The 12,070-nt window shown below is 42.0% G+C and carries 14 protein-coding genes and 1 tRNA gene; all 15 read right to left on the bottom strand.

The window, feature by feature from the left end; all coding sequences use genetic code 11:
- A complete protein-coding gene (locus PHG87_00205; GenBank protein ID MDD5476622.1) occupies positions 1-1,212 on the bottom strand; it encodes an MFS transporter in 1,212 nt (403 codons plus the stop codon).
- A 10-nt stretch (positions 1,213-1,222) separates the two neighbouring features.
- The gene (locus PHG87_00200; GenBank protein ID MDD5476621.1) at positions 1,223-2,875 is read right to left on the bottom strand and encodes a glycosyltransferase family 39 protein; all 1,653 of its coding nucleotides are present in this window, start codon (positions 2,873-2,875) and stop codon (positions 1,223-1,225) included.
- A complete protein-coding gene (locus PHG87_00195) occupies positions 2,865-3,620 on the bottom strand; it encodes a polysaccharide deacetylase family protein (protein ID MDD5476620.1) in 756 nt (251 codons plus the stop codon). Before PHG87_00195 ends, PHG87_00200 begins: the two co-directional genes overlap by 11 nt.
- A gap of 135 nt (positions 3,621-3,755) precedes the next feature.
- On the bottom strand, positions 3,756-5,003 hold the full coding sequence (locus PHG87_00190) for a DEAD/DEAH box helicase (protein MDD5476619.1): 1,248 nt from the start codon (positions 5,001-5,003) through the stop codon (positions 3,756-3,758).
- Between the two features lie 390 nt (positions 5,004-5,393).
- Positions 5,394-5,699, bottom strand: coding sequence for a hypothetical protein (locus tag PHG87_00185; protein MDD5476618.1), 306 nt, complete (start codon positions 5,697-5,699; stop codon positions 5,394-5,396).
- Positions 5,699-6,202 (bottom strand): nitroreductase family protein, encoded by a 504-nt coding sequence (locus tag PHG87_00180; protein MDD5476617.1) that lies wholly within the window; start codon positions 6,200-6,202, stop codon positions 5,699-5,701. The genes PHG87_00185 and PHG87_00180 overlap by 1 nt, the downstream gene beginning before the upstream one ends.
- Positions 6,203-6,204: 2 nt before the next feature.
- Positions 6,205-6,639, bottom strand: a complete 435-nt coding sequence (locus PHG87_00175; protein ID MDD5476616.1) for a YbgC/FadM family acyl-CoA thioesterase — start codon at positions 6,637-6,639, stop codon at positions 6,205-6,207.
- Positions 6,617-7,840, bottom strand: a complete 1,224-nt coding sequence (locus PHG87_00170) for a MiaB/RimO family radical SAM methylthiotransferase (protein ID MDD5476615.1) — start codon at positions 7,838-7,840, stop codon at positions 6,617-6,619. The genes PHG87_00175 and PHG87_00170 overlap by 23 nt, the downstream gene beginning before the upstream one ends.
- A complete protein-coding gene (locus PHG87_00165; protein MDD5476614.1) occupies positions 7,827-8,564 on the bottom strand; it encodes an RsmE family RNA methyltransferase in 738 nt (245 codons plus the stop codon). Before PHG87_00165 ends, PHG87_00170 begins: the two co-directional genes overlap by 14 nt.
- Positions 8,561-10,048: an AmmeMemoRadiSam system protein B gene (gene amrB, locus PHG87_00160; GenBank protein MDD5476613.1), complete on the bottom strand. Its 1,488-nt coding sequence runs from the start codon at positions 10,046-10,048 to the stop codon at positions 8,561-8,563. The genes PHG87_00165 and amrB overlap by 4 nt, the downstream gene beginning before the upstream one ends.
- Positions 10,049-10,064: 16 nt before the next feature.
- Positions 10,065-10,137 (bottom strand) — tRNA-Ala (locus PHG87_00155).
- Between the two features lie 61 nt (positions 10,138-10,198).
- Positions 10,199-10,840 carry a hypothetical protein gene (locus tag PHG87_00150; protein ID MDD5476612.1) on the bottom strand — a complete coding sequence of 214 codons (642 nt, stop codon included), beginning with the start codon at positions 10,838-10,840 and terminating at the stop codon, positions 10,199-10,201.
- Positions 10,824-11,231 carry a prepilin-type N-terminal cleavage/methylation domain-containing protein gene (locus tag PHG87_00145; GenBank protein MDD5476611.1) on the bottom strand — a complete coding sequence of 136 codons (408 nt, stop codon included), beginning with the start codon at positions 11,229-11,231 and terminating at the stop codon, positions 10,824-10,826. Before PHG87_00145 ends, PHG87_00150 begins: the two co-directional genes overlap by 17 nt.
- A 6-nt stretch (positions 11,232-11,237) precedes the next feature.
- Positions 11,238-11,648, bottom strand: coding sequence for a prepilin-type N-terminal cleavage/methylation domain-containing protein (locus tag PHG87_00140; GenBank protein MDD5476610.1), 411 nt, complete (start codon positions 11,646-11,648; stop codon positions 11,238-11,240).
- A 25-nt stretch (positions 11,649-11,673) separates the two neighbouring features.
- A partial coding sequence (locus PHG87_00135; GenBank protein ID MDD5476609.1) for a prepilin-type N-terminal cleavage/methylation domain-containing protein occupies positions 11,674-12,070 on the bottom strand: 397 nt, incomplete at its 5' end.

Below are 12,070 nucleotides of genomic sequence, written 5' to 3'. Positions count from 1 at the left end.
TTATTTCAAGGCCTCTTTTTTCAAAACAAAGAACGCAAATATGGCCGCTACTTCAACCGCGATACTAATAATGATAACTGCAAGTATAGAATTTTCATAAAGCAGCCCGGTAAGGGCGCTGCCGATAAAAATCGCCAAACCATAAGCAGCATTAAATATTCCGTAACCGGTCCCTCTCTTTTTCAACGGAGTAATGTCGGCGATTGCCGAACGCATCACAGTTTCGTGTAACCCCATAACAATCCCCCAGATAATTGCTCCTGTTAAAACTAAAGAAAATTTAGTAGAAAAAATAAACGCCGGAATAAATAAGGAAAAAACCGGGATAGTAACCAAGGTAACTAAGCCCGCCTTTTCATTATTATGCCTGGACTTAAAAATATCATAGGCCTTTCCGATAGCCAAAGCCGCTATAGCGTCAACTCCCATAGCCAAAGCGTAAAATAAGGGGATTTGCGCGTCAGTCAGCACGTGTTTAGCTTTAAAGTGATAACCGACTAAAGCAAAATTAGCAAAACCCAGGGTAGTAACAAAAGTAAAAATAGTATAAATCCAAAAAACTTTACTTAGCTTATCTTGCCCCGGATTTTTAGTTACCGCTTCCTCCAGAACTTCCGGGTTAGGCGTCCTGCGGTAGGCAATAGCAAGGCAGAACAAAACTAAAATCAAAGGGATCCAAAGTAAAGCATACCCGTGCTGATAATCTACCAGGCCCCGATCCCCTTTACCAAGAATTACAAAAAGCACGGTAAAAATTAACGGACCGCTGATTGCTCCAACCTGATCAAGCACTTCAGCTATGGCAAAACCGATCCCCGTGCCCACCTGCTTAGTAGCCTGTGAAAGGATAGTATCTCTTGCCGGACTGCGCAAAGCCTTGCCTAACCTTTCCATAATGATAAAGACAATCGCAATCTGCCAGGCCCCAACCAGAGAAAGCAAAGGCACGCTCAGCAGCATGCCATAACCTAAAAAGGTAAATAGCCAATAAGCTTTGCTCTTATCGGCAAAATATCCTGAAAACAGGCGCAGCGCATAGCCTAAAAATTCAGCGATTCCGGCAACCAAACCCACGATTACGGCATTTGCGCCAAGGGTTTTAAGATACGGGCCATTGATAGAGCGTGCCCCCTCATAAACCATATCCCCGAAAAGGCTGACCAGCCCAAAAAGCAGAATCAATTGAAATGCGGATTTTTTGTGATTGTTCATAACTGATTAATTAGAGGGTTTCGATCTTTAGGATATATTCATTCCCGATAACCTTTAACAGCGTATATTTAAATCCTCCGGAAACAATACGCGCAATATCCTCAACTGAACTCTTTTTTAAAACGCAATAAGTAACCTTCTGCTTGCGCAGAAAATCAAGCACTTTGTCTTTAGAATTCAAGAACGGTATAGGATGAGGGCTAAAAAAAGGGGTGCCCGGCATATCGATTACCGCGACCTCTTTATCCATATAGTATTTTACTCCGCGCGCAAAAAACTTAGAACTTAAAATAGCATTATCGATTTTATAATTCTTAAGTAAATACTCGCAACTCTCCTTAGGGGACAAATATGGCTGGATATTGTGGCGCACAAACGGAACAAGATATACCATTATGGGAACAAACAAAGTAAGGCAATAAATACTCTTTAGTAATTTTTTTCTGGCTACTAAGAAGGACAAAACAAGGCCAAAGGCCAAAAAGACAAAAACAAAGAAATTGATTACTGGTTGCGCCAAGAGATACGGGCTTAAATAATGCTTGAACCAAATGGAAATAATAATTAAAGCCGCAGGTATTAAAAAAACCGTAAGCAAGTTAAGGGATAAAATGAAATAAATCAGGCGCTTCTTTTGAGAAATTAAATCCATGATAAAATTAACCGTAAACAAAGCTAAGGCGGCAAAAACCGGAAAAATATAACTTACTAATTTAGAATGCGCGCTCTGAAAAATAACTAATACAGCCGATATCCAGCAAACCAAAAAAACATAGAAATGATTATCTCTCTGTTTCAAATATTGAGGCAGGAAAAATAAAGAAAAAATAAAAAAAACGCTCCAAGGGAATATGCAGCCAGCCATAGCTAAAGGATAAAAATACCAGGTATCATTTCCAGGATGTTCGGCTTCGATAATTCTCCTAAAGTGGTCATTGTAAAAAAATTCATGAACAAAAGTATTCCCGTATAGCTTGAACATCAGGATATACCAAGGCAGAGAAATTAATCCAAAAAGTAACAATCCCCAAAGTAAATACCGATTGAGTAAAAAATTCAAATCCTTTTTGATCAACAAAAATAAAGTTGCGCTTAAAAAAGGAATGAGCAAGCCCAAGGGCCCTTTGGTTAAAGTTGCCAACGCCGCAAAAACAAAAAATAACAATATCCCCGGGCCTTTTCTATTCTTAAACGAATATCCCCAATAAAAAGATAGTAAAGACAAAAGAATAAATACGCTAAAAATCAGATCCGTAAATACGGTACGCGCCAGGCCGATATAGAGCCCGCAGGTCATTAAGAGTATGGCGGAAACAAAGGATTTTTGGGGGTCTTTAAAACCTATTCGTCCGAGCAGGTAAACGGCAATTACCCCGATCATCCCGAATAAAGCGGGGAAAAATCTGGCGGCAAAACTGTTTATTCCAAATATCATAAATCCCAGCCTGAGCAGCCAGTAAAGAAATACCGGCTTCTCAAACTGCGGCTGGCCAAACAGATAAGGAGTCATCCAGCTATGCTGCCGGGCCATCTCTTTGGCGGTTTGAGCGTAAAAAACTTCATCGGGAATAGTAAGGCTAAGCAGGCCGTTACCAAACATAAAACAAAAATAGGAAAGAACGGCCAAAATAATGATATGTTTTATATATTTATTATTTTTCATTTTTTACTTGCAACTTCAAAAGTTCACTGATTGTCACAAATCTATACCCGCGTTCCCTCAGCTTCTCAATCAAGCGGCTGACAGCTTTTACCGTTTCTTTGCGCTTGCCGCCTTCGGGCTTAAATACCCCCCCGCTATCATGAAAAAGAAGTATATCTCCCGGCCGGACATGGCGCAATATATACTTTACAATATAGCGGTCGTCAAAAGTAACCCAATCCTTGGAATTTAGCGACCACAATACAGTTTCATAACCCATACCCTTAAGCTGCTCCTTTTCTTTCCTGGTAAGCCAGGCTTTAGGGGGCCTAAAATATTTAGTTTTTACACCGGTAATACTTTTTATTATTTTTTCAGCATCACCTACTTCTCTATTCAATTCCTCAGGTTTATAATAAAATACCCCATGGTGATCGTAGGTATGATTGCCGATCTCATGGCCTTCTTCAGCCACGCGCCTGGCCACATCTGGATAACGCTGTACATGCATGCCTAACATAAAAAAAGTGGCTTTAACCCGGGCCTCTTTAAGCACATCCAATATTTTGGGAGTCCAGACAGGAGAAGGGCCATCGTCGAAAGTAAGCGCCACCGCCTTTTCGGAAGAAGGAATGCGGTAAATCGTATCCCTTCTGACAATCACCGCCTGATCAAAAAATACGGTAAATGCGCCTACCGCTAAGATGATAAAAACAATAGAGGCCAAACTCAAAAATATTAATTTTTTTACAGTTATCTTCTTCATATTAGATTAAATTAAGGAACTAAGTAAACAGATTAATTATTATAGGATGGGAGCATAAAAAAAACAAGGGATTAGTTTTAAGCCCTTAAAATAAGACCCTGTTTCCTGGTCAATCGGGAAACAGGGTCTTATCTACTAGCGATAAAATTTGGGCTTGGGATATTTATACGGTTTTTTGGGCTGGCCGTATCCTGATTGCCTATGTCCGGATCGATGACTAGATTGATGGCTGGGCTCACCAAATTTATCCAGGGTAAGTTCCGCGTGTTTTGATACGGGTAAGGTGGCTTTAATAAGTTTTTCAATATCCGCCACATCACGGCCCTGATCCGGGGTGGCAAAAGAAACCGCATGCCCCTTATGCCCGGCGCGGGCAGTGCGGCCGATACGGTGCACGTAATTTTCCGCATCCTCGGGTAAATCATAATTAAGCACCAACTCGATACCGGTAACATCAATGCCGCGAGAAGCAATATCAGTAGCAACCAATACCCTGTATTTACCGGCTTTAAAACCTTCTAAGGCATCCCGGCGCTGGCTAAGAGAACGGTTAGAATGTATTTCTGAAGCAGAGTGGCCCATATCCCAGATTGACTTGACGATTTTTCTGGCGTTATGCTTAGTGCGTGAAAATAACAGGACTGAACCGTGATATTGGGCAAGCAATTTCTTGAGTAATTGCGTCTTAGCCTCTTTTTTAACAATAAATAACTCTTGCGTAACGCGTTCAGCGGTAGTGCCCGGAGGGGCGATCTCAACACTCAAAGGTAATTTCATATGTTTAGCCGCTATGCTCATAATTTCTTTCGGCATGGTCGCGGAAAAAAGCATGGTTTGCCTGTCTTTGGGCAGAAAACGCAAAATTTTATCAATTTGCGGAGCAAAACCCATGTCCAGCATGCGGTCGGCCTCATCCAGCACAAGCATAATTACAGAATCAGGCAGAAAATTCCACTGCGACATATGATCAATCAGCCTTCCGGGGGTGGCGATAACTATTTGCGGGTCCCTGCGCAAAGCCTGTACCTGAGGCGGCATCGGCGCACCGCCGATAAGGCAGGCAGTCTTCATGCCAAAAACACGCGCAATTTCCGCAAAGGCTTCCTCAATCTGAATAGCCAACTCCCTGGTCGGAGCAAGAACTAAGCCGATACCTTTTTTCTGAACCAGGCGCTGGACCATAGGGATAGCAAAAGAATGCGTCTTACCAGTTCCGGTTTGGGCGATACCTACGATATCTTTTCCTTCAAGGGCCAGGGGAATCGCCTTTAACTGGATAGGCGTGGGGACTTTAAACTTCATGCGCTCCAAGAGATCCAGGATCTTCGGAGCAATACCCAAACCATAAAAATTTACCGGAGCTTGCGTAATATTGTTTGTCATTATCGGTTTATTGGTCATGCGGCTTTGATTGCCTTAGGTTTATCATCATAAGCCAAGAGGCCAAGATGAATATGGCAATAAAGCTCATGGTTATAAATACTCAAAATATTCTTACAGTGTGAATATTTGCATCTTCTTCCTTTAAGCGAAGTCTTTATTTTTTTGATATTTCCACCTCCATAAAAAAAGCCGCAAAGGTTAGTTGTTATCCTTGGCGGCTTAAAAATTCTCTAATCTTTAATTTATTATACTCCTTTAATCCGGTTTGTCAACCATAAAACTAGGGAATAAATACGACCCTATTTCCCGACTGATTGGAAAATAGAAAATAAAAATAGGGACAGCGACTATTTTTTGATAAAATATTAGAATAAAAAATAGTCGCTGTCCCTATTTTCTCTTCTCTTCTTCGACTACCTGACCCTGAATATCCACGATCTTACCGTCTCCCCGGCCTTGCCGCCTGTAGCTTTTACTATCGGAAGCCAAACCACGCCCCTGCCGCCCGAATTGCCGGATAATCTTGCGCCTCATAATATTAATACTAAGGATAAACATTAAGATTAGTATGGCCTCAATGCCCAACCACAAGCGGATGGAATTAAATATAAACCTGCCAAAAAACAGATTAAAAATAATTAAAAAAGGCAAAAAACAACCTGAACTTCCTATCCAAACAAACCCGGAATTAGACATTAAAATTTCTCCCAATGCAATAATTCCTTTAATCCTCTCTTTTCTACGATTTTAAACGCGTTTTTATCCTGAGAATACCCCAAAGCGACCAGGCTGATTAACTTCATACCTAATGGCGCATTCAATAAGGTGTTTACCTGCTGGCAATAAGGTTTCTTATCGCCGGCTATCCAGCATGAACCTATTCCTAAGGCGCAAGCCGCCAAAAGAATATTGCAGGTAGCCGCGCACCCATCCTCAAGAAAATAATGGGTATCAATGGAAAAAACCGCAACACAGGCAGCTGCCTGGCCCATAAACCTGCAGTTTTGACCCAAAGCAGCCAATTCCGTTAATTTTTTCTTATTCGTTACCACTACAAATTCCCAAGGCTGGACATTCCTGGCTGTAGGAGCAAACCGGGCAGTATCAATAATCTCCTCAAGCTGTTTTCTAGGTATATCTTTATCCTGAAACGCTCTTACGCTGCGCCTGATCTTCAAAAGGTTTAGTAAATTTTCCATTTTTACCTCAACTTTAATCGCAGGTCTTCGGGAATGGCTTGCGGTTTTAGGTTCTTATCGACACAAACAAGGATGGTTTTGGCTTGGACAATTATTTGCTTATCCTGATTACGGATTTCATGCAGAAATTCAATGCGCACTCCGCTGATTGCGCCAACCTGAGTTTGAATATCCAGCTGGTCGCCGTATTTAGCCGGAAACTTATAATCAATTTCCTGCCGGGCGACTACAAACATAAAACCGGAATCCGCCAACAGCTTAATTGAAGCGTTTTTCTGCTCAAAATATTCGGTGCGCGCCTCTTCTAAAAATTTAAGATAATTGGCGTAATAAACTACCCCGCCGCAATCGGTATGATGGTAATAAATACGCTTTTTCATAAGATTACCCTTGTGGGTAGATTTTACCGCTAAACTAAAAATTGTCAATATATTCACCGATAAAATAATCTTCAAAAATACGGCTGATCCTGACGTTGGCAATCGTATTTTTTAAATCCGGTTTAAATGGCAACCTGACCTGCAGGTAATTATCCGTTAAACCTTCCAAAAAGTTAGGATTATCTTTGGCCCTGCCCTCAATCAAAACAGCGGCCTTTTTAGCAACAAACTTGCGCATAAAATTCATTTGGCACTGCTGGACAATTTTTCCTAACTTCTGGCAGCGAAGGTTAATAATTTTGGGGTCAACTAACCCGTTAAAATCCGCAGCTCTTGTCCCCGGACGGCTGGAATAAGGGAATATATGCACCTTTAACGGATTAATCTTCCTGATTAAATCAACGGTATTCTCAAAATTTTTCTCAGTTTCTCCCGGAAAACCAACCAAACAGTCGGTAGTAATAGAAATCTGGGGGATACTGCGTTTCAACCGGTTAATCAGATCCTGATATTTTTGCCTGGTATATTTGCGGTTCATGCGTTTTAAGATATAATCATCTCCGCTTTGAATAGGGATATGTAAATGCCGGCAAAATTTCCGGCTGCCCTCTAAGCACTTAATTAATCTCGGGGAAATATCCCCGGCCTCAATAGAGCTTAATCTTATCCGCGATAAACCTTCAATCTTTTCAAGAACCTTAATAACATCAACTATATTTTTTTTAGGAGAAAAATCCCGGCCATAAGCGCCCAGGCAAATACCGGTCAATACTATTTCTTTATATCCGCAAGCTATCAGTTTTTTTGCCTCGCTAACTATCTGGGTTAGGTTTTTACTGCGCTCCCTGCCGCGCACCAAAGCTACTTTGCAATAGGTGCAGAAATTACTGCAGCCATCCTGAATTTTTAAGAAAGCCCGGGTATGCCGGCTAAAACTGCTTATCCCTTCCGGAAAAAAACTTTTCCTGACGACCAAAGCAATGCCCCGGATATCGGCTAATGCTTGGCTGTCTTTTTCCACCAGGCAGCCGGTGACAATCACTTTTGCTTTTGGGTTAGCCCGGATACACTTACGAATGGTATTGCGGGATTTCTGGTCAGCCCCAGCGGTAACGGTGCAGGTATTTACCAGGAAATAATCAGGCGGCTTTCTCTGATTGGCCTCCTGAAAACCCTTATTTAAGAACCTTTCGCGGATACTCTGGGTATCATACTGGTTAGCCTTACAGCCAAGGGTAAAGAATTTAATGCTCTTCATTTAATTTAATAAAACTAACAACTGCAATAGCGGCAGTATCCACGCGTAAAACCCCTTTACCAAGATCAACCGGAAGAAAACCGGCTTCTTTTGCCAAAGTAACTTCCGCGGGCGTAAAATCCCCCTCCGGGCCGATGAGGACCATCACAGTTTTAATTTTCTTGGAAGAATCATCAAAAGCCCCTTTAAGGGTCTTTCTCTCTCCTTCTAAGGTGGGAATTAGTTTTAAATCAAAGCTACGCGCAGCTAAAACTACATCGCTAAGCTCGCTTACCGGCTTAATCGTTACGGATTTACTGCGCTGGCTTTGTTTAAGCGCGCTCAAACTAATCTTCTCCCAACGCCGCAGGCGTTCCAGTTTTTTTTGCTTATCTAATCTTACAATTACGCGTGCTGTTTCAAGCGGAATTATGCATTCTACTCCCAATTGCGTAAGCTTATCCACAATATCATCCATTTTTACATTTTTCGGAATAGCGCAGGCAACCGTAATTTTAATCCCTGAATCTTCTGATAGTTTTTTTTCTTTTAATTCCAATTTTACCGCCTTTGGCCCCACCTCAGTAACTAAAACAAAATACTCGTTGCCCAGGCTGTCAAAAACCGCCACCTTTTCCTGCGGCTTAATTCTAAGCACATTTTTTAAGTGATGCACTTGAACAGGATCATCCAAGATTATATATTTATCAAGCGGGTTGATCTTGGCGATGAAAAAACGATTCATTCTCCTAGCTCTTTCTCAGAAAAAACTTCGGCATTAAAAACATAAAGCTCGGTATTTTTATCCTTCCAGGCGCCTGGCGGCAAACCTGCTTTTTGGGAACAAAGATTGTTAAGAAACTCCTCCTTGTTCCATCCGGTCTCCGTAGCTACCTGCGGAAGGAACACCCCGTTTTGAGCGCCTTTACGCACCAGGACCCCATGTTTGCCCAATTCAATATTTTCAGCAGAAACAACTCTTTCTAATGGAGACAAAACAGAAATTTCCAGCTGGATATTTTTAACCTCTGTCAAGCTAACCGGAGGAAAACGCGGGTCATCGACTGCTGCCGCAATGGCCATATCCCGCACAGTTAAATATAGAGGCTGGTTTGCCGTAAGATTCCCAATACACCCCCGCAGTCCTCCATGCTCGGTAAGAGTAACAAAAGAACCCATTTTCTGATTTAAAACCGGGTCAGCTTCGCTAACTTCCAATTTCTCTCCGGTTTTTAAATATTCTTCAATAGCTTGGCGGGCGATCTTTAAAAGTTTTTTTCTTTGCTGTATATTTAGCATATTTCCTCCTTGCCCTATAAGGGGCCGTGCCGGCGGCCTAAAAACCGCGCAACTGGCATAACCTACTGTCCACTCGCCTTTAGTTGCTTTTCCTGTTACCATCGCAGAATTTGTATGATTTAAAACCTCTGCTCTTCTATATCCTAGTTCTCTGGCTATATCTAAAGCAATTACGATACCAATCCCTCCGCAGGCCTGCGCCCTGCCTTCACGCAAAGCATAATACAAACCCTGGTAATCCATTTTTTTGATCAAATCGAGAGTAACCGCATCAACTCTATCGGCTTCCTCAAAATCATAACCATGGTACAGGTCAGAGGATACCACGACCAAAACATCTTTACGTTCGCCAATGGCTTCTTTGAACAAAAGCGCGATCTTCCTGCAAGTCTTGAGCGAACAATCACCGACGACAACCGGAACGATTTTAAAATCAGCCAATACTTTTTGTAAAAAAGGCAGTTCTACCTCTACTGAGTGCTCTTTATCAAAAGCAGATTCGTCAGTAAAAACCTCGGGATCTTTACCAATTATTTTTTTAGTGAATTCTTCATCGACATTTATTTTGCCTAAACTGGTAGCAAAAGCCCCCTGGCCATAGAGGGCAGCGCCGTTAAAAATCTTATGGTGGCTGGTCCCTAAAATAATTACGGTTTTATAAGGTTTATCTTTGATCAGCTTGTAGCCGAATGCGGCAGTCTGACCGGAATAACCATAACCGGCGTGCGGACTGATAAGGGCAAAAATATCTCCGGATACAGGCCCGGGGCTGCTTTTTCCCAAAAAACTGCCGATCATCGCCGATAATTCCTCTTCCTGCTGCGGATAAAACTGCCCGCCAAACTCCGGTTGTTTTATTGATGCGGCATGACAGTTTAAACAAAAAGAAAACACAAAGATTTGAATTAAGAGGAATATTTTATTTGACATAAAATACAACCTTCTGTGGAGCTGGGGAGAATCGAACTCCCGACCCCCTCGTTGCGAACGAGGTGCTCTCCCAACTGAGCTACAGCCCCAATTTGCTATAATTAAATTACTTTATCACATCTTAAGGCGCTTTACAATGAGAAGGATAGGTTAATTTGTGGAAGAATTGTTACAAATAATCCTTGTTTTCATCTGTACCTGCGGGTTTGTCAAGCGGGTTGCCAAAGTATAAGGCTGAGAAGGATTATAACGGCCAACCAAACCAATCTCTACAACGTTAGGACTACCTGAGGAATTAGGATCTATCTTAACATAAAAACCAGCCGCAGGATTATTCGGCAGAGGACTGGGCATAATTCCAGCAGAAAAATTGCTTAAAACTTTAGTAGTCAAATTTTCATTATTAAAGGAAGCTGGACAACTACCGCCTCCGCAACTTGCCGTAATGGTGTTACCATTAATCTGGTACCTAACCCAAGAATCATCGGTTAGATCCCAAGGAGTTTGGTTGAAATCAACCCAAACACGAAAACCATCCGGATTGCCGGCGGGGAAATATTCGATCGGCGGCCTCGTTAAATTTCCTTGGGCCTGCTGAACATATTTACTCATATGCTCCAAAGCATAAGCGAGCTGATTCTGGACCTTTGCCCTTCTATCTGAATTAATCACCTGCCCTTGAGTAAATGTTTCCAGGCTATAAAAACTCAGTATCATTATTGTAACAATAATGATACTGATCAGCAACTCCACCAGAGTTATGGATTTAACAGTATTAAGGGGATGGTTCATTCCAGGTAATTGTTGTGGTTACCAGGCGTAAGTCGGTACCGCTGACACCATCGATTACGTATTGGGCAGAAAAATCCCGATTATTAACTTTTCGCTGGGCCGCTGTAGGACAATCTTTATTTTGCGTGTGTCCGCCAACACTATCACAATATGTAGTACCTACTGTAAGAGCATTGCTTGCCTGGCCTAAGTCCCAAGTATCCTGGCGCACATCCATTTGGAGGGAATCAATAAATAACTTGCCTAATTCAGCGCTGGTCATGCGTTCGCGGGCATGGATTATATTTTTGCCTCCGGCGACAAAAAGACCAAGCAGCCCCACGATCACTAACGCAAATACAACTAAGGCCACAATTATCTCAACTAAACTAAAACCGGATCTATTACACATATTCTGCTAATAACAAGTACCAGTACAAACCGGATTTTCGGAAGAACCCGCTGAATCAAGTGTCCAGGTTCTTCCCAATCTAGTTGCCTGGCCAATTCCGGTTGAGGAATTATTATTTAAGCTATACGCCCAATTTCTGTTCGCAATAGGCAGGGTAGCAGGAAGGCTAAGTTTTAGATTATTATTTATTAAATTAACATCAGAGGTAGTAGTATAACCCGCATAGGGATAGAATACCCCACCAGCCTCCATCCTATAAATTTTCTCTGCCGCGCGTATGAGCGCAAGGCTTACTTTTGCTTCCCTGTCCAGCGTTTTTTCTTTCATAGTACTATAATTAGGCCAAGCAATAGCAGCTAAAATACCGATAATAACAAGCACCACTAATATTTCTATTAAGGTAAAACCCTTTTTCATCCGTATTTATGTTGTCTTATTGCAATTAATAACCCGCGGAACCTCCGAAATTACCATTAACATCCAATGTTTTAGTATAAGCTATCGTACTTTGCGGATTTTTTCCGCCGGCAGTACATCTGGTGGCCGTACATGTCCCGCTAGCAGCGTCGCAAACATACGAAAAATAATGCGTGAATACACAAGCCGTCGGAGCTGAAACCCCTAAACCGGCTACCCCCTGATAAGCGCCATTTTCTGTATATTCGGCAATTTCCGCGCTTCTTAATGTACCCAAAAGCATTCTGGCTTCGGCCGCACGCCCTTTTTCCACTACTTTAGTATACTGAGTCATACCTACAGCCGCTAAGATTCCTACAATGATGATAACGACAATTAATTCCACAAGCGTAAAACCTCTTCTCATTTTACCCCCTTTTTTT

The organism is Candidatus Omnitrophota bacterium (assembly GCA_028716245.1).
GTDB lineage: Bacteria > Omnitrophota > Gorgyraeia > Gygaellales > Profunditerraquicolaceae > UBA6249.
The sequence above is the reverse complement of the archived record's forward strand: the minus strand, read 5'-3'. Positions and strand labels throughout refer to the sequence as shown.